This window comes from Campylobacter concisus, assembly GCF_902460895.1.
GTDB lineage: Bacteria > Campylobacterota > Campylobacteria > Campylobacterales > Campylobacteraceae > Campylobacter_A > Campylobacter_A concisus_BC.
Map to the genome: position 1 here is coordinate 116,899 of NZ_CABPVL010000001.1, position 20,440 is coordinate 137,338.

The 20,440-nt window shown below is 39.0% G+C and carries 19 protein-coding genes; 13 read left to right on the forward strand and 6 right to left on the reverse strand.

Going from position 1 to position 20,440, the window contains the following annotated elements; translation table 11 throughout:
* Nucleotides 1–15: 15 nt before the first annotated feature.
* Nucleotides 16–2,379 carry an EAL domain-containing protein gene (locus F3G98_RS00595; RefSeq protein WP_149725605.1) on the reverse strand — a complete coding sequence of 788 codons (2,364 nt, stop codon included), beginning with the start codon at nucleotides 2,377–2,379 and terminating at the stop codon, nucleotides 16–18.
* Entirely contained in the window at nucleotides 2,372–4,216 is a 1,845-nt protein-coding gene (ciaB, locus tag F3G98_RS00600) for an invasion protein CiaB (RefSeq protein WP_149725606.1), read from the reverse strand. Before ciaB ends, F3G98_RS00595 begins: the two co-directional genes overlap by 8 nt.
* Before the next feature lie 90 nt (nucleotides 4,217–4,306).
* Here ciaB and F3G98_RS00605 point away from each other — a divergent pair, with 90 nt between their 5' ends.
* Both F3G98_RS00605 and F3G98_RS00610 read left to right on the forward strand, forming a co-directional pair.
* Complete coding sequence (locus F3G98_RS00605) at nucleotides 4,307–4,720, forward strand: acyl-CoA thioesterase (RefSeq protein ID WP_103570655.1); 414 nt, start codon at nucleotides 4,307–4,309, stop codon at nucleotides 4,718–4,720.
* Nucleotides 4,721–4,869: 149 nt separating this feature from the next.
* The gene (locus F3G98_RS00610) at nucleotides 4,870–5,397 is read left to right on the forward strand and encodes a Crp/Fnr family transcriptional regulator (RefSeq protein WP_223231278.1); all 528 of its coding nucleotides are present in this window, start codon (nucleotides 4,870–4,872) and stop codon (nucleotides 5,395–5,397) included.
* A 119-nt stretch (nucleotides 5,398–5,516) separates the two neighbouring features.
* Here the strand turns inward: F3G98_RS00610 and F3G98_RS00615 are convergent, their stop codons facing one another.
* The 3 genes from F3G98_RS00615 to F3G98_RS00625 are packed head-to-tail and all read right to left on the reverse strand — an operon-like array spanning nucleotide 5,517 to nucleotide 6,653.
* Nucleotides 5,517–5,984 carry a molybdate transport repressor gene (locus F3G98_RS00615; protein WP_103608529.1) on the reverse strand — a complete coding sequence of 156 codons (468 nt, stop codon included), beginning with the start codon at nucleotides 5,982–5,984 and terminating at the stop codon, nucleotides 5,517–5,519.
* A gap of 11 nt (nucleotides 5,985–5,995) precedes the next feature.
* Nucleotides 5,996–6,430, reverse strand: coding sequence for a molybdopterin synthase catalytic subunit (locus F3G98_RS00620; RefSeq protein ID WP_149725607.1), 435 nt, complete (start codon nucleotides 6,428–6,430; stop codon nucleotides 5,996–5,998).
* A gap of 1 nt (nucleotide 6,431) precedes the next feature.
* Nucleotides 6,432–6,653, reverse strand: coding sequence for a MoaD/ThiS family protein (locus F3G98_RS00625; RefSeq protein ID WP_107791321.1), 222 nt, complete (start codon nucleotides 6,651–6,653; stop codon nucleotides 6,432–6,434).
* An 84-nt stretch (nucleotides 6,654–6,737) separates the two neighbouring features.
* Here F3G98_RS00625 and nspC point away from each other — a divergent pair, with 84 nt between their 5' ends.
* Nucleotides 6,738–7,877, forward strand: coding sequence for a carboxynorspermidine decarboxylase (gene nspC, locus F3G98_RS00630; RefSeq protein WP_103608528.1), 1,140 nt, complete (start codon nucleotides 6,738–6,740; stop codon nucleotides 7,875–7,877).
* Nucleotides 7,878–8,176: 299 nt separating this feature from the next.
* Here nspC and F3G98_RS00635 read toward each other — a convergent pair whose 3' ends face one another.
* A complete protein-coding gene (locus F3G98_RS00635; protein WP_103608527.1) occupies nucleotides 8,177–8,773 on the reverse strand; it encodes a DJ-1/PfpI family protein in 597 nt (198 codons plus the stop codon).
* Nucleotides 8,774–9,007: 234 nt separating this feature from the next.
* Here F3G98_RS00635 and F3G98_RS00640 point away from each other — a divergent pair, with 234 nt between their 5' ends.
* The 10 genes from F3G98_RS00640 (at nucleotide 9,008) to F3G98_RS00685 (ending at nucleotide 20,407) form a co-directional block, all read left to right on the forward strand.
* On the forward strand, nucleotides 9,008–9,955 hold the full coding sequence (locus F3G98_RS00640) for a formate dehydrogenase subunit gamma (RefSeq protein WP_149725608.1): 948 nt from the start codon (nucleotides 9,008–9,010) through the stop codon (nucleotides 9,953–9,955).
* 146 nt (nucleotides 9,956–10,101) lie between these two features.
* Nucleotides 10,102–10,704, forward strand: a complete 603-nt coding sequence (gene yedF, locus F3G98_RS00645; protein WP_009295368.1) for a sulfurtransferase-like selenium metabolism protein YedF — start codon at nucleotides 10,102–10,104, stop codon at nucleotides 10,702–10,704.
* Nucleotides 10,701–11,723: a selenide, water dikinase SelD gene (selD, locus tag F3G98_RS00650; RefSeq protein ID WP_149725609.1), complete on the forward strand. Its 1,023-nt coding sequence runs from the start codon at nucleotides 10,701–10,703 to the stop codon at nucleotides 11,721–11,723. Before yedF ends, selD begins: the two co-directional genes overlap by 4 nt.
* Before the next feature lie 111 nt (nucleotides 11,724–11,834).
* Nucleotides 11,835–12,464, forward strand: a complete 630-nt coding sequence (locus F3G98_RS00655; RefSeq protein WP_149725610.1) for an NAD(P)H-dependent oxidoreductase — start codon at nucleotides 11,835–11,837, stop codon at nucleotides 12,462–12,464.
* A 119-nt stretch (nucleotides 12,465–12,583) separates the two neighbouring features.
* The gene (locus F3G98_RS00660) at nucleotides 12,584–16,636 is read left to right on the forward strand and encodes a diguanylate cyclase domain-containing protein (RefSeq protein WP_223231279.1); all 4,053 of its coding nucleotides are present in this window, start codon (nucleotides 12,584–12,586) and stop codon (nucleotides 16,634–16,636) included.
* The gene (locus tag F3G98_RS00665) at nucleotides 16,629–17,489 is read left to right on the forward strand and encodes an ATP phosphoribosyltransferase regulatory subunit (RefSeq protein WP_103608525.1); all 861 of its coding nucleotides are present in this window, start codon (nucleotides 16,629–16,631) and stop codon (nucleotides 17,487–17,489) included. Before F3G98_RS00660 ends, F3G98_RS00665 begins: the two co-directional genes overlap by 8 nt.
* 2 nt (nucleotides 17,490–17,491) lie before the next feature.
* Complete coding sequence (locus tag F3G98_RS00670) at nucleotides 17,492–18,742, forward strand: adenylosuccinate synthase (protein ID WP_012140419.1); 1,251 nt, start codon at nucleotides 17,492–17,494, stop codon at nucleotides 18,740–18,742.
* Nucleotides 18,739–19,161 (forward strand): flagellar export protein FliJ, encoded by a 423-nt coding sequence (locus F3G98_RS00675; RefSeq protein WP_021086090.1) that lies wholly within the window; start codon nucleotides 18,739–18,741, stop codon nucleotides 19,159–19,161. The genes F3G98_RS00670 and F3G98_RS00675 overlap by 4 nt, the downstream gene beginning before the upstream one ends.
* Nucleotides 19,161–19,724 carry a MotE family protein gene (locus tag F3G98_RS00680; RefSeq protein WP_009295375.1) on the forward strand — a complete coding sequence of 188 codons (564 nt, stop codon included), beginning with the start codon at nucleotides 19,161–19,163 and terminating at the stop codon, nucleotides 19,722–19,724. Before F3G98_RS00675 ends, F3G98_RS00680 begins: the two co-directional genes overlap by 1 nt.
* 71 nt (nucleotides 19,725–19,795) lie before the next feature.
* On the forward strand, nucleotides 19,796–20,407 hold the full coding sequence (locus tag F3G98_RS00685; protein WP_149725612.1) for an NAD(P)/FAD-dependent oxidoreductase: 612 nt from the start codon (nucleotides 19,796–19,798) through the stop codon (nucleotides 20,405–20,407).
* Nucleotides 20,408–20,440: the final 33 nt, after the last annotated feature.

Consider the following 20,440-nt stretch of genomic DNA (forward strand, 5'->3'; position numbering starts at 1 on the left):
TGTAAATTTACAAGCTTAGATGTGATCAAGCGTGCTTCTTATGAGCTCTTCAAAGTCTTTAGCGTTCATCGGCTTACCCCAGAAATAACCTTGTATCTCATCGCAGCCTAGCTCTCTTAAAATTTCAAGTTGAGTTTCATCCTCAACACCCTCAGCGATCGTCTTTAGCTCGATATTTTTAGCTAACGTTATAACGCTTTTTACAACGTCTCTATCGATCTCATTTATAGCGATGTTATCAACTAGCTCTTTTGCGATCTTTAGCCTATCTAGCGGATACTTTTTGATGTAGTTCATCGATGAAAAGCCAGTGCCAAAGTCATCGATCGAGATGCTCATGCCTTTATCTGAAAATTTCTTTAAGACTGTTTGCATGATCTCTTCAGCATTGACGAGGCTTGCCTCTGTAAGCTCGATATCAACGCACTTTGGATCCATGCCAAATTCTTCAACATAGCCAAAGATGTCCGATGCAAAATTTACATTATCAACCTGTTTTGGCGAGATATTAATGCCAACTTTTAGGCTGATGCCATACTTTTTGTTCCAGTAGCTCATCTGCCTTATGGCCTCTTTTGCCACCCATATTCCTATTGTATTTATAATTGAGCTTTGCTCGGCTACTGGGATAAATTTAGCCGGACTTACAAAGCCTTTTACTGGAGAGTTCCATCTAATTAATGCCTCAGCGCCTATTATCTTTTTACCATTTAGCAGATACTGCGGCTGGAAATTTAGGCTAAATTCCTCATCAAAATTCATAGAATTTAGCAAAATTTCTATGTAGTTTTTCTCCTGAATGATCTCTTTTATATCATCGTAAAAGACATATTTTGTATTAACATCTCTTTTTGCCGCATCAAGTGCCGCTCCAGCTTGCATGATAAGATCATCAGCTAAAATTTCACTTGTTTGCGTTGAGCTAACGCCAACCTTTGCTCCAAGAGCTATCTTATAATCGCCAACTGAGATTTGCTCGGCTATGATGTTTAGCAGATAGTATAAAAATTCTCTATAATGCCCCTCATTTTTTTGCTTTAAAACTATCATAAAGTCATCGCCGCCAAACCTTGAGACGATAGCGCCCTCTGGCAAGATCGCTTTTATATTTTTAGAAAATTTTAAAAGCACCTCATCGCCCACGTAGTGGCCGTATGAGTCATTTATAGCCTTAAAGTGGTTGATGTCGATGCAATAAATATCTATCTTTTCGCCAAGCGCTTTGGTCTTTATCATCTCTGATAGTTTGCTTAAAAATGACTGTCTATTTAAAAGCCCAGTGAGTGAGTCAAATTCGCTAAGCTGCCTTAAGCGCTCGTTTTTCTCTTCAAGCTCTTTTAAGCTATCTTGGATCTCTTCGTCAAGTTGAGCGATGATATGCCTTTCAGATCTAGCTAAATCCCTCATAGCAACTGTACTTGAGATACTATAAATTAGCGCTGCATAGGCTAGCAAAACCATAAGCAGAAAAACTATCCAAACAGAGTAAATTTTATCTGTATTAGCAGCTCCTAAAAAGAGTAAAGATACGATAAGCAGGGTGATAAATTTATATATAAGCACCCTTATATAGTCTTTTCTGTAACTTCTTATCTTGATATTTGCCTCGTTTTCTTTTAGGTGCAAGCAAGCTACAAATATAATAAAAAATGCAACTTTAAAGAAAAACTCATAATGAACATTTGTACCACCGTATGACAAAAAGGCCTTTGACGAGTAGTATGCATCGCAAATGCAAATGATAAGCAAGGCTAACAGATATAAAAGTAGGCTAACTCTTTTATAGCTAAAAACTGGTTTTTTTGATACAAAATTTAGTGAAAATGCGACAACAAAGACAAAGCAAAAGATAAAAATATCCATTATGATATATGAAAGGCTAGTCACAAATTCTTGATTAAGCGCTACTACTAAACTTTTATCAAAAACTACAAACCAAAAAAAACTAACCGTTATAAGCATCAAAGCAAGCGCATCTACCGCGACTTGTTGCCATATCACTCTTTTTAAAATCCTTGTAAAAAAGGCGACAAAAGATATGATAAACATAAAAAATGGGATCAAATATAAAATTTGCATAAGCTCCGTGCGAGAGATGTTTTTTCCTTGCATGATAAGTGATCTATCATAAAGCAATAAAAGGATATCTGCTAACGCCCAGCTCGCTATAGCTAAAAATATATAGGTCCAGTATGAGTTTAAATTTCTACTACTTTTTAATAAAAAGAACAAAAATATGGCGATCACTACATCGGTACCGACTGATATGGCTGTCAGATAAAACTGATCTCCCAGATAAATAGCAGAAAAATAAGCAATAATCAGGGCAAATATAAATAAAAAAGAGCCGTTGTGAAAATTTGTTATCCTATCAAGCACGGCTCTTCTCCGCTTCCTGGGCTAGCTTTTGCCACCTTTGCCACTCGCCGCTATCATCTACGTTGTTGCCGATAGCCTCGTATCTAGCGTAAAAATGCTCAACAAATTTCTTGCACTCTTCATCTTTTGGCAGATAGCTTAGCTCATCTTTTTGGCAAAATTTCTCTAAAAACGTGCTCGCATCAGCTTTTTTAGCGTATGTTTGCGCTAGCTCGAAGTAGTTTTGCAAGCAAATTTCTTTAAATTTAGCGTAAGCTTGCTCGCTCATATCCACGCTTAGTTTGCCGTCAAATTTAAGCACTCCAGCCCTAAAAAGCAAGCTAAGATGTATGAGCCCCTCGCAATAATAAGCCCTCACCTCATCGACCTTTCGCCACGCTATAAGCCCAACCGCGCGAGCTATTAGCTCGTGAAAGACGGCCATTTTATACTCCGTCTCCTCGTGCAAAAAGAAATTTACTAGCCCACCAGTCGTCGCCTTATACTCTTCGATAAATTTAAAGACGCCACTTTTATTCATGCTCATCTCAGTATCAAGCCCGATAAAGAGGATGTGCCCAAACTCATGGCCGATCGTTGAAATTTCATATACTTTTTTCCAAATTTTTGGCTTTAAAAATAAAATTTCTCTACCAAAATCCAAAAAATCCTTGCTAAAAATTTCAGCCCCAAGCTTCATAAAAGGCTTTGCCTTTGCGCCCTTATAGACGTGATTTACAAAGGCAAAAATTTTCTTGCCGCATTTTGCACTCACGCTCTCATCATTTGGCACGACCTGAGCGCTAAAAAGTCCGTTTAGCTCGGCTGCGTAATAGATCATCGGCACGCTTATATAAAGCTGCGTTCTAGCGATATTTTCGCTAACTGCTCTGTTTGTCTCGGCGTTATCAAATTTGATCTTTTCACAAACGCTTTCGTAAGTTTTTGTCACTTTTTCTTTAAATTTAAGCTCGTCAATGCCCTCGCTATCAACCAGCCTGATGTCCCACTCAAGTGCGACTGCGTGCGTGTAGGCATCCTCGTAGTACTCCAGCGGATGGCCTGGCTGAAGCGCTCCTTTTACCTCCATCCACGCTATCTCAGCCTCTTGCCAAGCGTTTATCACTTTAGCATTGTCCTCTTCACAAAAGGCATTTTGTAGCTTTTCAAGGTATTTTACGTAGGATTTTTGCTCGTCATTTTGAGCTAAATTTCTTAAAATTTCAAGGTTTTTTACAAATACTTTTTTAAGCTCTCTAACCTCATCTTTAAAGGCAAGCGCGTAAGGCAAAAAGCTAAATTTCTCGCCCTCTTTACAAACTGCGCCATACGTTCTATCAGCTCTTACGCCGTTACTATCACACTGAAACAAGGCGTTTTTAGTGATAAACTCATTTGCCAGGCTTAAATCTTTAAATTTAGCTTCAAACTCTTTATTTGTGGTGTCTATTATCTTTTCTTGCCATGAAATTTGCCACGCATTTAGACTAAGCCCAACCTCGTGCATAGCCTCAACAAAGGCTTGATAAAACTGGTCTAAAATTTGCTCATCACGTGCCTTTTTTATAAGCTGGGAGTGTAGATTTTCATATAAATTTCTAACATAGCCATAGATCAAATTTAGCACGCGTTTTTGCTCGTCCTCGCCTAAATTTAGCTTTTTTAGCTCATTTTGAAGTGGATCAACTTTAAGATCAACTATCCTTCTTGCAAGGGCTAGCTTTTGGCTTGGTGTGCCAGTAAGGCCGCAAATTTTCACAGCTTCAGTTATGATCTTGTCATCTAAATTTTTATAAATCGCGTTTAGCTTGGATTTTTGCTCTTTTGTAAGTTCGTTTAGTCTTTTAAAATCATTCATCTTTTCATCCCTTAAAGTTGCAGGATTTTAGCATAAAGCCATTAAAATTTGCTACAATTTACCAAAAATTTAAAATCTAAAAGGCAAAAAATGGACATTTTAAAGGACTTTGGCGAGCCACGCATAAAGCAAGTTATGCTACCAAAAGATACAAACTCAGCTGGCAATATCTTTGGCGGCTGGATAATGAGTCAGATCGACCTTGCAGGTGCTCAGGCAGCTAGAGAAATTTCGCCTGAGCGAGTTGTGACAATTTCTATGAAAGAGATCATCTTTAAACAACCAGTCTTTGTTGGCGACGTGCTAAGCTGCTATGCAAAGATCATCGCAGTTGGCAAAACATCGATAACAACACAGATAGAAGTGACTGCACTTAGGCTAAATGACGGCGGTTTTAGAGAGACTATACATGTCACAAGCGCGACTGCAACCTATGTTAGTGTGACAAAAGATGGGCACAAAAAACCGATAGATGAGAAGCTAAAAGAGCTGCACGGCTTTTAAAATTTGGTTGCAATTTATGCAGCCAAACCCCTAAATTTATCACTGTTTTTAAAAGAGTTTGAAAAAAAGTAACACCAAAAAAGAGAAATTTCAACTTATTTAAATGCTTTATAAAGTAAAATCAGCCCTTACACTTTTTTGGGAGAAAGATGAAAAAATCACGCTTAGGGCTTTTACAAACGCATATTTTAGATATCTTAACACAAGATGAGCTTGAGAAATTTGAGTTTAAAGAGCTGCCAAAAACAAGCACGATCTACACCGAAGATATCGAGATCATTATCTTAAAAACCGGCTCAGCAAAGCTCTCATTTTTTGAAGATGGCGAGGAATTTATCCTTTATCATTTAGAAAAAAACAACATCGCCATACTCGATGACAACTGCGCCTTTGAAGTGCTTGAGGATGCCCAAATTTACGTCATTAGACTAGATAAAATAGGTGAAATTTTACATAATCCAAAAGCTGCAAGCGAGATCCTAACAACCACACTAAACACCATCATCGTGCAGCGCCAGATCACAAAGTCGATACTTTTTGAGGACGCAAAGGGCAGGATAGCAAATTTCTTGATCGAGCTTGCAAATGAGCAAGATCTAAAACAAAATGGCTACCAATATGTATTTTTGCCATTTTCTCTAAAAGTGCTCTCAAGCTTTGTTGGTCTAAAGCGCTAAAGCGCCTCAACAGCCTTTAATGAGCTTATCAAAGACGACATCATCAGAAAGATCACACCGCACGAATTTCTCATTATCGACCACGAAAAACTTGAAAGTTACACGAATTAAAAAGCTTTTTACGCCCTATCTTTAAATTTAGCCAGCCTATCTCGAAGCTCTTTTGAAAGTGTAAATTGCGAAAGCTCATATCTGTCAAAAATAACGATCATATCATCGCCAAGTGCCTGAACTAAGCCAAAACACGCATCTCTATCGAGGCGATTTTTTCTAAATTTAACACTTAGCGCATCGACCTTTTTCTTATCGCCAAAGCTCTTAATGGCGATCTCGTCGATATCTTTGAAGAAAAATTTGATATTTTTTGAGCCTTTTTTTATGACAAATCCATCATCATCTATCTCAAAAAAGTTGTTTTGCAAGATCTTTCTCACGCAAAAAAAGGTTGAAATGGCGCCAACGATGACACCAAAAAGAGAGGGCGTGCCAAGATCAAGATAAAAGTAGCTAGCGACACTAAAGACAAAGAGCCCAAGCCCAAAGGCTAGCGCCCAAAAAACATCTTTTTTACTCTCTTTGGTTATCATTTTTGCCCTTTTTATGCCAAAAGTCCGGCACCATTTATCGCTTGGCTACGCTCTTTAGCGTAAATTCTCTCGCCATTTATCACGTCATATTTCCAGATCGGTGCATTTGCCTTAAAGTCCTCGACAAAGTCGTTTATAAGCCTTAGTGCGACCTTTCTTTGAGGGCTCACTACACCTGCTACATAAGAGCTCGTATGCACTGGCACATCGCCTTTTGAGTGAGCAAAGAGCACGTAGGCATTTTCTTTTTTGGCTCGCTCCTGCCAAGCCTCTAGCCATTTTTTAAGGATCGGCTCATAGATATCAAAGCTAAGTGCCGAAATACCGCCCTCTGCTCTTACTATGCCCACAAAAGTGATGAGCGCACCGCAGTTTTTATCTTTAAATTTATCATACCACTCGTTTGTGATGCTTTGAACGTCCAAGCTTCCATTATAAATTTGCATCTTAGCCTCCACAAACTGGCGGTAAGATAGAAATTTTATCGCCTGATTTAAGAGCGAAATTTATATCGCTTACGATCTCGTCATTTACAGCCACTGCGCAGATGTTTAGCCACTTTTTAAGCTCTTCTTTCTCACTTATTGCCGCTTTTACCTCGCCTAAATTTTTTGCTTCTACTTTTATACTCTCAAGCCCAATAGGCCCAAGAAATTCGATCTCTACCACATTTTATCCTTTGAAATTTTTGCTGATTTTACTTAAAAATAAATTTAGATATACTTATTTGAAAATTTGCAAAAGAGAAAGAAGATGAACGAAATTTTAAAAAGCATAAAAACCCCAGCCTACGTCTGTGAAGAGGCCAAAGTTCGTAAAAATTTAGAGCTTTTAAAGTATGTAAAAGAGCAAAGCGGAGCTAAAATTTTAGTAGCGCTCAAAGGTTTTGCATTTAGCGGAGTGATGGATATGGTGGGCTCATATCTTGACGGAGCGACTTGCAGTGGGCTTCATGAGGCCAAATTTGCGAGCGAATACGTAAAAGGCGAGATCCACACGTATAGCCCAGCCTTTAAAGATGAGGATTTTGATGAAATTTTAAAAATTTCAAAACACATCACATTTAACTCTTTTGCGCAGTGGCAAAAATTTAAAGGCATTGCCCTACAAAACGACATCATCTGCGGCCTAAGGGTCAATCCAGAGGTCTCACTTGCGCCAACTGATAGCTACAACCCATGCGGTAAATTTAGCAGGCTTGGCATCACGAGAGCAAATTTTAAGCCAGAGCTTCTTGATGGCATCACTGGGCTTCATTTTCACGCGCTTTGTGAGGAGAGCACTAGCAGCTTGCAGGTCGTGCTGGAGGCGTTTGAGGAGAAATTTGGCGAGTTTATACCAAAGATGAAGTGGATAAATATGGGCGGCGGTCACCACATCACGAGAGCCGACTACGACGTGGAGCTGCTTATAAGGATCATTAGGCGCTTTCGCGAGAAATACGGCGTGGAGGTCTATCTGGAGCCAGGCGAAGCGGTGGGCTGGCAGACTGGCTTTTTGATAAGCAGCGTGCTTGACATCGTGCACAACGAAAAAGATATCGCCATCCTTGACACCTCAGCTGAGGCGCACATGCCAGATACTGTGCTCATGCCTTACCGCCCAGCCGTTAGAGGCGAGAGCAAAAATGGTAATTTTGCTTATAGATTTGGCGGCAATACCTGCCTAGCTGGCGATATAGTGGGGCTTGAAGCGGGCGATGCGGAGTATAAATTTGATAGTGAGCTAAAAATCGGCGACCGCGTCATATTTGAAGATCAAATTCACTACACCATCGTGAAAAATACGACATTTAACGGCATAAAACTGCCTGATCTTCTTCTTTTAAAAGAAAATGGCGAGATAAAGATGATCCGTGAATTTGGATACGAAGAGTATAGGCGCAGAAACTAGGCTGAGTTTTTGAAGGTAAATTTGGCTTTTTAAATTTAGGTCAAATTTATCTGGCTTGTAAATTTTGCCAAAATGGCTTTAAACTGCTTAAATTTAAAAATTTATCTTGAAGCTATTTTCGTTTTCAAAAATTAAACTTAATTAAATTTGGCAAATTTATAGCTAGGCTCCAAAATGATTTAAATTTATTATCTACAAATTTTATCTTGACACTTTTTGCTAAAGATATTTTGACTTACTATCCTTATTAAATTTAGCAAATTTCTGACTTTATCAAAAGGTCACAAGCCACCTTAAATTTAATACCCATAAATTTTGGCAAATTTATCTATCTTTGAGCTTTTTTGCCAGTTGTATTCGGTCTCGTTTGCGATCTTTTGGGCTAGCTCCTTGCCAAAATGATCACTGATAAAGCCAAGCGCCATATCCATACCAGCAGCCACGCCTGAAGCTGTGTAAAATTTATCTGCCCTCACCCATCTGGCACGCTCTTGCCATTTTACCGCCTCGCCGCAACTTTTTACCCACTCGAGCGACCTTTTATTTGAAGTAGCCTTTAAGCCGTCAAGCTCTCCAGTGCGAGCGATGAGCACTGAGCCAGTGCATACGCTTAGGCAAAATTGTGAAGCCAAAACGCACTCTTTAAGTCTTGAGATAAACTCACTATCATCTACAAGTATCCTCGTGCCCTGACCTCCAGGGAGTAGCAAAACACTCTCTTTTGGCGTCTTGCTAAGCTTTTTTGTTTTTATTTTAAAGCCTTGTTTGCTTCTTTTCATCCCGCCATCAAACGAAACGTAGCTTATCTTCACTTCAGGCACCCTTGCCAAAAACTCCAACGGACCCATGAGATCAAGCGTCTCGTACTCATCAAATATAAGGCAAAAAAGATGCATAGTGCGGTCCTTTTTCGGCTAAAATTTGGCTTTATTTTAGCTAAATTTTCAGATAAAAAACGATAAAAATTAACAAAACTTAAATGTTTTTTATAAAATTTTTAGTAATCTTTTTTGCTAAGGTTTGCTTGTGATTAGCTCTGATATAATAGCCGCAAAACGGCATAGCTGTGTGATTTTAGCATATTTAACCAAAGCTTAAATCATTTAAGCTTTAGCAAATAAAGGAATAAAATGACGAGAATTCTTACTCTACTTTTTACATTGTCTGTTGCGGCAATGGCCATTGAAGGACCAACTGGTGTCAATCAATTTGACAGCACCATTTGGGCAGCACAGAGGATAGAAAATATCAAGCCTTATGAGCATGGCTGGGGCCCGATATTTACTTTTATACAAGGCAACGACTACTTCGCGATAGCTGCACTTTCTATCATTTTAGCTGTTATCGGCGCATTCGTGCTACACTTTTTGATCATCGGACCAAAACACTTTAGTCACGAGGGCAAAAAAGTATTTGCATTTTCGCTAATCGAACGTATAGCTCACGGCTTAGCTGCGATCTCTTGGATCATCTTGGTGCCAACTGGTATCATCATCATGTGGGGTGCAGAGTTAGGCGGCGGCACATTTGTGCGTTTCTGTAGATACTTGCACGATATAGCGACTATTATATTTGCTATTTCTGTGCTTCCTATGTTATTTGCTTGGACTATCAGAATGCTTCCAGCTGTTTATGATATCAGATGGATGATGATAGTTGGTGGTTATCTATCAAAGAAGAAAAGACCAGTCCCAGCTGGTAAATTTAACGCAGGACAAAAAGCATGGTACTGGATCGCTATCCCTGGTGGTATCGTGATGATCATCACTGGTGCTATCATGTACTTCATGGATTTTAAAGAACCAGCAGTTGCTAGTTGGTTTGGTATCTCTCAAATCGATCTTTTAAGATATAGCGTAGTTATCCACAACTGCCTTGGCATCGTCTGTGCGGTATTTTTCCTAGTTCATATCTATATGGCTGCGATCGCTATACATGGCGCTATCTGGTCAATGGTCACTGGATACAAAGAAGAAGAAGAGGTCTATGTACTTCACCACTACTGGTATCAAGAGCTTGTTAAGAAAAACAAGATCCCAGTATCTGACTACGAAAAATCATATACAAATTTAAAATAATTAACCTTGACCTTGCGACTTACGCAGGGTCAAACTCTCTTTTATAGCAAATTTCACAGCACAAATCCTTTTAAAAAATTAATATTTTTTAGCTATAATCCAAAATCAGTTTCAAGGTTTGAAATACTAATCACAAAGGAAAAACAATGACAAGAACAATTGATTGTAGAAATTTAGAGTGCCCAAAACCAGTCATCATGACTAAAAACGCGCTTGAGGGCTTAAACGAGGGAGAGAGCCTAGAGATCATCGTAAATGCCCTAGCTCCAAAAGAAAATATCTCGAGATTTTTGAGAAATCAAAATATAGAATTTAGCCTAGAAAGCAATGGCAATGAGACTAAAATTTTAGCCATCAAGGGCAAAAGCGCACTTGAGCTTACAAATTTTGATGAATTTGTCTGCGACATAACACCAAAAAATGAAAAAGTGCTCTATCTAAACGAAGAGCGCGCAGGTAGCGGCGAAGTTGGCATAAATTTGCTTTCAAAATTCCTAGGCGCACTTCTACAAGTAGAGAAAAAACCAAAGATAATCATCTGCGTAAATAACGCCGTTAAGATGACGACAAACCGCTCACATCCAAGCTTTAAGCCGCTTAAAGATCTTGAAGCTGCTGGCGTTCAAATTTTAAGCTGCGGAAGCTGCTTGGAGGCTTATAAACTAGTAAGCGATCTTGCAGTTGGCGAAATTTCAAACGCTTATGAGATCATCGACATACTCTCAACTCACGAGCAAATCAAACTATGATCTATCACGACAAAAAGCTTACGCAGTTCGTTAAAGCCGCTGGTTGAGCTGCTAAGCTTGACCCGTCGGGTCTTCACAAAACGATTAGTAGTTTAAATTTATCTCATCCAAATTTGCTCTCAAGCATCGGCTCAAACGAAGATGCGAGCGTTTTTAAGCTCTCAGACGATCTTGCGCTCGTTCAGACGCTTGACTTTATCACGCCAGTAGTCAATGACCCATTTATCTATGGTCAGATCGCTGCTGCAAATAGCCTAAGCGATGTCTTTGCGATGGGTGGCGAGGTGATAAACGCTCTAAATATCGTGGGCTTTGATAGCTGCAACCTTGCACCTGAAATTTTAGGTGAAATTTTACAAGGTGGAGCCGATAAAGTAAGAGAGTGTGGCGGTGTCATCGTTGGCGGACACACGATAGAGACGCAGCAGATGTATTATGGACTAAGCGCGACTGGCAAGGTGAGCCCACAAAATTTCTGGGCGAACAACACAGCAGAAGTTGGTAACGTTTTGATCCTTACAAAGCCTCTTGGTAGCGGCATCTTAAGCACAGCGATCAAGGCTGATCTACTAAGCATGGAGCAGATAAATGAGGTCGCAAGCATCATGGCTCAGCTAAATTTCTACGCTCTAAAAGCACTAAGTGGCATCAAGGTTTATGCCGCTACCGATGTGACTGGATTTGGCTTTTTAGGGCATTTAAGCGAGATGTTAAACGACAAGATCAGCTTTAACGTCTTTGAAAAAGATGTGCCAGTGATCGCAAGTGCGAAAGAGTTTGCCGATATGGGCATCATCCCAGAGGGAAGCTACAAAAACCGCGAATTTGCAAAGCATTTTGTGAGCAAAGAGGCTGATATCTTACTATATGACGCGCAAACTTCTGGCGGACTTTTGCTAGCCGTTAGCGAGAACGACGTGAGCTTAGCTCTAAAGCGCCTAAAAGAGGCTGGCTATGAGCGCTCAGCCATCATTGCACAAACGGTCCAAAAAGGCGAGTTTGATATATTTTTAAACTAACTCTAGGCTAAATTTAGCCTAGTTTTCATGCACTAGATGATAAAATTTCTAAATTTCTTTTAATTTACCTAGTCGCTTTATAATGCCAAGAAATTTAACAAAGGAGATATGATGAACTATCTTGAAATTTTAAAATTTCGTCACGCTTGCAAAATTTTTGATGAGAGCAAAAAGATCAGTGCTGGCGAATTTGACTTTATCTTGGAGGCTGGCAGGCTAAGCCCAAGCTCGACTGGGCTTGAGCAGTGGGACTTTTTAGTCGTGCAAAACAAAGAGCTTAGAGAGAAGATAAAAGCCGTTTCGTGGAACCAAGTGCAAATCACCTCTTGCTCGCATTTGGTTGTCATTTTAGCAAAGATCAAAGAGGTAAAATTTGGCAGCAACTACGTTGATAAAATGATCGCTAGAAGGGCTGATAAAGATCCTGAAGCTATCGCTGCAAGGCAGAAATTTTATCACGACTTTTTGCTATCAAATTTCAAAAATGACGATGAGCTAACATTTCAGTGGTCACACGAACAGTGCATGATAGCTGCGACAAATATGATGAACGCAGCCGCAAGCCTTGGCATAGATAGCTGCCCGATCGAAGGCTTTGACAGGCACGCTTTAAATGAAATTTTAGGTCTTGATGAGAGCGAAAAAAGAGTGGCTATCGTAGTGCCATTTGGCTACCGCCTAAATCCACAACCTGAAAAACTACGCAGACAAAGAGCTGAAGTAGTTACTTGGATCTACTAAGTCACGGGGCAAAACGCCCTGTGTCTATTTAAATTTAAACAAAAAGGTATTTTATAAGCTAAAAAAAGTAAATTTGCGTTAAAATCATGGCTAGTTTTAAAAAGCGAGGCTTAAATTTAATGCAAAAAAATAGCGCTAAACCAGTTTTGCAGATTTTTAAGAGGTTCTATGTAAAGATAGCACTACTTCTTTTTGCCTTCATCTTTCTTGCACTTTTTGTCATATTTGCTGGCATAAACGATATAAAATATGAAATTTCAACGCTAAATTTAATCACTAGAAACAATATAGTGAGTACATTTGTAGAGGTAAAAGACAATATCACCACAAAGGCAAGACTCATAGCAAACGGCGTAGAGCCATTTTATGAAGATACTGTTGTAAGTAAATTCTACGCCGCTTTTTACGTGATAGCAAAAGACAACTCCTTGCTTTATGAGCGTAAATTTGAGGGCGCTTTTGAGTTACACAACTACGATATCTCGTGGTTTTCAGATATAAAAGCAGGCGAGTTTAGGCTCTCTGATAGATTTTACAAAAATAGACGCTTTAAAGATATCTACATAGCTTACGGGCTAAAAAATGGCAATAAAATTCTCGTTCAGCTAAATCAAAATCTTTTAAAAAATAGGGTCGATGCAGGCTACAATAAAAATCTTGGCGCATACGTCTTTTTGGTCGATAAAGATGGCAACCTCTCAAGAGATGAGTTTTATAGAAAATTTATAAAAGAGGACTTTAACAAATACATCTCGCAAGGTGGCGAGTTTAAAGCTGACAAGATCATTTTTATACTAAAGGATATGAATTTTTACAAGATCAGCTACCTAGAGGAGCAAAAGCTATTTGTCATAACAGGCTCTAGTAGGCAAGCACAGATCTTTATCCAGCTAGTTCTAGTCGTGCTTTCGTTCTTGTGTTTTGTCACATTTAGCATACTTTGGCTACGTGATAACTCATATATAAAAGATAAAATTCTCTCTCCATTTACTAGAATCACTCTTTTTGCGGCAGATAAAAGTAAGCCAACTGATGAAGAATTTGACATAAAAGAATTTATCTCGCTAAATAACAGCATCAAAAAACTCTACGAAGATAGAGATAAAGCTTACGAGACGGCACAAAGCTACGAGAGTAGATTTGGCTATGTCTTTGAAAAGAGCTTTTTAAAGATCGTGGTCTTTGACGCTTATACTGGCGTCATCACGGATATTAGCAACGCTCTTTTAGAAAAACTAGGCTACAAAAAAGATGACGTAGCAGATCTAAATATAAAAGAACTTCTTGAAGATGAGTCTAAGAATTTAGCAGAAGATAGAAAAAATGCTATCAACAATAATCTATCATACGAGGCTAAGCTAAGGCGTAAAAATGGTGAAATCATCGATGTTTTAGTAACCCAAAGTAGCTTTGAGCTAGAAAACACAAGGCTAAATTTCATACTTATAAAGGATATCACTCAAGAAAAGATGACTCAAAGAAATGACGATATCATCAAAAGCTACGTCTTTTTATCGCCAAATGTTATCGCTATCGCTTCAGCAAAAGAGCCATTTTTGATCATCCAAAGCACAAACAATGTCGAGAGAATTTTTAATGTCCAAAGCCAAAGTCTCATAAATTTAGAAGATATCATCGCAAGCGAGGACTTTGATAGCTTTAAAGCTGCCGTGCTAGCAAGCAAAAAAGCCTTTTTGCAAGCAAGCTTTAAAAATGAAGAGCTAAATTTCATAGCAAATATGACAAACGCTTATGGCAAGAAAATTCCATTTAAGATAAAGGCTAAATTTATCGATGCAGAAGGGCAAAAGGTCATCTACTCATTTACCGATCTTAGCGATATGCTAAAGCTTCAAGAGAGATTTGAAAAACAAAGCAAAGAGAGCAAGGCGCTGCTTTGGGCGAGTGAGGCAAATGTCTTTACTTGGGATAAAAGAAGCGACATGCTTAATATCTCAGACGAGCTAAGTAAAATTCTTGGCACGCAAAGCACTCTAAATTTCGAGCAGGCAAAGTCGGTCTTTGTCGATGAATTTGATAGTTTTTATAGCTTTTTTGAGAGTATAAGAGACGCTCAAACATACATTAAAGATATCAAACTTTATAGCATAGATAAAGAAATTCTACACTTTAGACTAAGAGCAAAAGCACTTGAATACGATGAATTTGGCGAAGTAAGCTTGATAAAAGGCACACTAAAAGACCTTAGCCTAGAAGATAGCTTCTTTGTCTGTCAAGACCTACTTGCAAAAATTTTCTCATTTAGCAAAGAAGAGGTCATTTTGCTTGATGAGGAGCTAAAGGTCATTGATGCAAATGATACATTTTTTGAAAGTTCGGGCTCAAAAGATAGTGTATATCTAAAAGATATCACCTTTATAAAGCAAGGCTTAAGCGATATAAAGCACCAGATCATAGATACTATAAACAGCGGTGGCTCATGGAGTGGCAAGGTTTGGAGTGAAAATAATAAAAATAAGAGCAAGCTTGAAGTCATAGAAATTTTACCACTTATCGACGCGAGCGAGAAAAGAACTGGCTACATCATGCTCGCAATGCTTGCAAATAACGAAGCTCAAAATGAGAAATATCTAGAATTTATCGCATATCACGATCCGCTCACAAAGCTACCAAATAGATTTTTACTCTACAACAAGCTAAATTCTCTCATACAAAAAAATGAACAAAAAATAGCCGTCATCTACCTTGATATTGATGATTTTAAGGGCATAAACGACAACTTCGGCCACCAAATAGGCGATAAATTTTTAGTAGCTATCTCTGAAAAAATAGGCGCTATGTTTAATGGCAAAAATATCTTTGCAAGGATAGGCGGAGATGAGTTTGTAGGCGTCATAAACTACGAAAATTTAGGCGAAGTCTATGAGATAGCGCAAAATATGCTAAGGCTAGCTTCAGATGAAGTAAAGATAGACGAGCTAAAACTAAAAGCAAGCGCTAGCGTAGGCATAGCCTTGGCTGATAGTGAGCTTGGGGCTGATGATGTGCTACAAAGAGCCGACTGGGCGATGTATCAAGCCAAGATAAGCGGCAAAAACAGAAGCTATACATTTGATGCGAAAAAAGATGTCTATTTTAAGAGCCAATACGAAGATGGCTCAAAAATTTTAAAAGCGCTTGACGCTGGTGAGATGTTTTTAGAATTTCAACCAGAGATCAGCTTTAGCACGGGTGAGACTTTAAGTTTTGAAGCGCTTATTAGATGGAGAAAAGATGGCGAGATCATCTATCCAAGCGACTTTTTGCCACTTATAAAAACAAGTAGCGCATCGAGCAATATCGCTTTATTTACGATAAAAGAGGCGCTTTTAGCAAGAAAGATGTGGCTAGAAAATGGCATAAGCGCAAAGGTTCGCGTAAATTTAAGCGTTAAAAAGCTCTTTACGGAGGAATTTTGGCATAAATTTAAAGCGATATTTGATGAGGATAAAAGCCTTGATCCAACTGGGCTTATCATCGATGTTATCGACGCTGCAACAGCTACAAATTTAGAAGTTTTAGAAATTTATGTGAGAAAGTATAAAGAGCTTGGCATACACTTCTCGCTTGATGACTTTGCCTCATACTCAAGCTCGATAGAAGCTCTTGGTATGCTAAAGACAAACCGCTTTAATATAGACAATAAATTTTGCAAGCATATCTTTAGCTCGAAAGAGGCGCTTGAGAGCATAAATATGATAAGGTTTGTGGCTGATAAATTTGGACTAAATGCGACTATAAAAAATATCGATGATAAAAGAACGCTTGAGTTTTTACTTGGTCTTGGTTTTGATAAATTTCAAGGCAACATTTTCTCATTGGCACTTTTGGCAAAAGATGCTGCTTCATTTAAATTTGAAAGACCATATCTACATATAAAAGACTATAAAAATAGCGAGAATTTTGAGCTTTTCAAAGGTTTAGTCGTGCTAAAAGAGCTTGCAAATGAAGTGATAGCAAATTTAAATCAAGACGACAAACTAGCACAAAGCCTAAAACAAAAAATAGAAGACGAGATAAAAAATATAGGTAAATATAATCAAGAAATTTCTATAAATTTAAGCAAACTAGCAAGCAGTAGCGACAGCGGCGAACTCTATAATCTAGCCGTGTCCATCATCAAAGAGTGCGATATAAATTTAGGTTTTAGTAAGGAGATAAGAGTTGAGTGATGTAAATGTTTATGAGCACGAGATCCCAAACGGAAGCAAACTTTACTTTGCAAAAAGTGCAAAACTAAAGAGAAAAATCGAGCAAAAAGCGAGTGAAATTTTAGAAGATGAAGGTTTTAGCGAGATCGTAACGCCGTTTTTTTCGTATCATCAACATCTAAGCGTGGATGCGACAAATCTTCTTCGCTTTAGCGACAGTCTAAACCACGAGATAAGCCTAAGGGCTGATAGCACGGTTGATACCGTTAGGATCGTACTTAGAAGGCTTAAGGCAAATGAGCCAAAGAGGTGGTTTTACATACAGCCAGTCTTTCGCTACCCAAGCCAAGAAATTTATCAAATAGGCGCTGAGCTTATCGGCGAAAACGACATTTTAAAGAGTATAAATATCGTAGCAAAGCTCTTTAGCGAGCTTGAGATCGGCGCTTGTTTGCAGCTTAGCAATATGCAAATCCCAAAGATAATTTGCGAAATTTTAAACTTAGAGATAGAAATTTTTGAAAATTCATGGCTAGAAAAGATCTTAGCCCAAAACGTGCCATGGCTTAGCAAACTAGCCCTTTTAAAGGACGCTAGAGAGCTTGATGAGATAGTAAGTTTAGTCCCTGATAAGCTAAAAGAGGCGCTAAGAAATTTACAAAGTGTAGCCAAATCACTAGAATATAAAAATTTAAGAATAGTTCCGCTATATTACTCAAAAATGAGATATTATGATAGTTTATTTTTTAGATTTTTAAAAGATAACGCCATCTTAGCAAGTGGCGGAAACTATGAAATAGACGGGATTTCAAGCAGCGGGTTCGCTGTTTATACTGATGCATTGATAGAAGAAAAAATTAATTTAAGGAAGTAAGAATGAGAAAGGCTGATTTAGTAGTTGGTGTTCAATGGGGTGATGAGGGTAAAGGCAAGATAGTTGATATGCTAGGACTAAACTATGACATGATTTGTCGCTCTCAAGGTGGCCACAACGCTGGTCATACGATCTGGGTCGATGGCGTAAGATACGCGCTCCACCTTGTCCCAAGCGGAATTTTGCACAAAAATATAATAAATATCATCGGCAACGGCGTCGTTGTCTCTCCAGAGGTGCTCATCACTGAGATGGCGCAATTTGACAACTTAGAGGGCAGACTTTATATAAGTGACAAAGCACACTTAAATTTAAGCTACCACAGCCAAGTCGATCAAGCAAAAGAGCGCTTAAAAGGCGAAAAAGCGATCGGAACGACTGGCAAAGGCATCGGACCAACATATGCAGACAAGATAAGCAGAAGCGGCCACAGAGTTGGCGAGCTACTTGAGCCAGAGCGCTTATGCGATGCTTTGATGCATGACTTTGAAACAAACAAACCAGTATTTGACGCTCTTGGCGTAAAGATACCTGAAGAAAATGAGCTACTTGAAGAACTAAAAAGATATAAAGAGGTGCTTGCTCCATTTATCGCAAACACTACAAATTTAGTTTGGAAAGCGCTTGATGAAGATAAAAAAGTCCTACTTGAAGGCGCTCAGGGCACACTTTTAGACATCGATCACGGCACATATCCTTATGTAACTAGCTCAAATACCATAAGCGCTGGCGCTTGCACAGGCCTTGGACTAAATCCAAAAGAGATAGGCAAGGTCATAGGCGTCATCAAAGCATATACAACTCGCGTAGGACACGGACCTTTCCCAACAGAAGACAAAGGCACAAATGGCGATAAGATGTGCGAGATCGGTAAAGAATTTGGCACAACAACAGGCCGCCGCAGACGTTGTGGCTGGTTTGACGCAGTAAGCGTAAAATACGCTTCAAGGCTTGATGGCGTCGATACTTATGCGCTTATGAAGCTTGACGTGCTTGATGGCTTTGAAGTGGTAAAAATTTGCAAAGCCTATCAATATAACGGCGAGACCATCGACTACGTGCCAACAGACCTTGAAAATGCAACGCCTATCTACGAAGAGCTTGCGGGCTGGGACAGCGTAAAAGGCATCAGCCGATATGAAGACTTGCCAGCAAACGCAAGAGCGTATATCGAGCGCATCGAGGAGCTAACTGGCGTGAAGGTCGGCTACATCTCAACAAGCCCTGAAAGAAGCGATACGATCATTAGATGAAAAGTAAATTTACCTCCGTCGTCCGCGTCAAAAAGCAGGAGATGGATAAGGTAGAGGCTAAGCTCGTCGTTGCTAGGCTAAATGTAAGAAATGCTGAAGAAAAAATAGCACTCTTAAGGGCCAAGCTCAACGAATTTAGCCTGCCAAAAAGTGGCAACATAGGCGAGCTAAGAGAAAATTTAGAGCTCATAAATATAGCAAGAGCCGAGCTGAGTGCCTGCAAAGAGAGCTTAGAGATAGCAAAAAAAGAGGTCTTGCACTACGAGCACAAATATAAAAATGCAAATTTAGAGTATGAAAAGATGAAATATCTAGAAAAAGAAGAATTTAAAAAAGAGATAAAACGCATACAAAAGGCTGAAGCGCTTGCTCTTGATGAGTTTGCGGTTATGAAATTTGCAGCCAAAAGCGAGGCGTAATGAGAGCTGTTTTACTCTTTTTTATGGTCATAAATTTTGCATTTTGCTTTGAAGTGCCGGTTGATTGCACGCAGATCTTTGAAGCTAGAAAAGAGGAAATTTCAAAGGAACTTGAGGTCATCGACGAGCAGCGCCAAGCCCTAGAGGTCTTTCGAGCAAGCTCGGCTGCGGCTTATGAAGAGAACAACAAAAAGCTCGCCAAAAAAGAGGCTGATCTAAATGCGACGATGAAAGTGATCGAGCAAAAACGCAAAGAGATCGACGAAGTTGTCGCTAAAAATGAGAAAATTTTAAAAGAGCTTCGCACGATGACGACTGATAAAGTCAATGAATCCTACGCCAAAATGAAAGATGGCGCAGCAGCCGAAGTGCTCTCGCAAATGCCTAGATCAAATGCAGCCACCATACTTTATGCCCTTGATGCAAAAAAGATATCAACTATCATGGCTAAGATGGATCCAAAGGTCGCCTCTGAAGTGACTGCGCTACTTCAAAAAGGGCCTCCATTTGTAGATGAAAAGGGCGATATGCCAGCTCCAGCTGGAAGCATAAATATGCAGTAAATTTAATTTACTGCTAATCTAAAAAACTAAATTTAACTGATAAATTTAACCTATTTGCTCACGCGTCTCTTATTTTTGCCCCTGCTCTAGTTGGCTTTAGCGTGCAAAAAGACGAGTTTTGGTTTAAAGAGCTTAGCGGTGTTAGTCTAAGCGCGGACGTGGAGATAAATGGCAAAAACGAGAGCCATAAATTTAGTGGTGACCTGCTTTTTACACATAGGGGCATAAGCGGTCCAGCGATACTAAATGCCTCACTCTTTTGGCAAAGGGGGCGAATTTGCATAAATTTTCTGCCTAAATTTAGTGAGAAAAATTTAGTAAATGGTAAAAAACAGCTTAGCTCGGTTTTGCCTTTGCCAAAGAGATTTGTGCTGGGGTTTTTAAGAAATTTTGGTTTAAAAGATAGAGCTTATTATGAATTTAGTGATGATGAAAAAAGTATCATAAAAAGGCTTTTTGCTTACGAATTTGCCCCAGCTGGGACATTTGGCTTTGAAAGGGCTGAAGTTACAAAAGGCGGTGTAAAAACAGAGTTTTTAGATGAAAATTTAGAGTGCAAAAGCGTAAAGGGGCTTTATTTTATAGGTGAAGTTTTAGATATCACTGGTATGCTTGGTGGATATAACTTACATTTTGCATTTGCAAGCGCTCTAAAGGTGGCTAACGCTTTAAAAAATAGCTAATCAAATAGAAAAGTGAAATTTAGCTAGTGGCAG

What these genes read in the sequence shown, in the direction of transcription:
- ciaB (WP_149725606.1), bottom strand. Translation starts at nt 4,216, where the DNA reads ATGAATGATTTTAAAAGACTAAACGAACTTACAAAAGAGCAAAAATCC.
- F3G98_RS00605 (WP_103570655.1), top strand. Translation starts at nt 4,307, where the DNA reads ATGGACATTTTAAAGGACTTTGGCGAGCCACGCATAAAGCAAGTTATG.
- F3G98_RS00610 (WP_223231278.1), top strand. Translation starts at nt 4,870, where the DNA reads ATGAAAAAATCACGCTTAGGGCTTTTACAAACGCATATTTTAGATATC.
- F3G98_RS00615 (WP_103608529.1), bottom strand. Translation starts at nt 5,984, where the DNA reads ATGATAACCAAAGAGAGTAAAAAAGATGTTTTTTGGGCGCTAGCCTTT.
- F3G98_RS00620 (WP_149725607.1), bottom strand. Translation starts at nt 6,430, where the DNA reads ATGCAAATTTATAATGGAAGCTTGGACGTTCAAAGCATCACAAACGAG.
- nspC (WP_103608528.1), top strand. Translation starts at nt 6,738, where the DNA reads ATGAACGAAATTTTAAAAAGCATAAAAACCCCAGCCTACGTCTGTGAA.
- F3G98_RS00635 (WP_103608527.1), bottom strand. Translation starts at nt 8,773, where the DNA reads ATGCATCTTTTTTGCCTTATATTTGATGAGTACGAGACGCTTGATCTC.
- F3G98_RS00640 (WP_149725608.1), top strand. Translation starts at nt 9,008, where the DNA reads ATGACGAGAATTCTTACTCTACTTTTTACATTGTCTGTTGCGGCAATG.
- yedF (WP_009295368.1), top strand. Translation starts at nt 10,102, where the DNA reads ATGACAAGAACAATTGATTGTAGAAATTTAGAGTGCCCAAAACCAGTC.
- F3G98_RS00655 (WP_149725610.1), top strand. Translation starts at nt 11,835, where the DNA reads ATGAACTATCTTGAAATTTTAAAATTTCGTCACGCTTGCAAAATTTTT.
- F3G98_RS00660 (WP_223231279.1), top strand. Translation starts at nt 12,584, where the DNA reads ATGCAAAAAAATAGCGCTAAACCAGTTTTGCAGATTTTTAAGAGGTTC.
- F3G98_RS00670 (WP_012140419.1), top strand. Translation starts at nt 17,492, where the DNA reads ATGAGAAAGGCTGATTTAGTAGTTGGTGTTCAATGGGGTGATGAGGGT.
- F3G98_RS00675 (WP_021086090.1), top strand. Translation starts at nt 18,739, where the DNA reads ATGAAAAGTAAATTTACCTCCGTCGTCCGCGTCAAAAAGCAGGAGATG.
- F3G98_RS00680 (WP_009295375.1), top strand. Translation starts at nt 19,161, where the DNA reads ATGAGAGCTGTTTTACTCTTTTTTATGGTCATAAATTTTGCATTTTGC.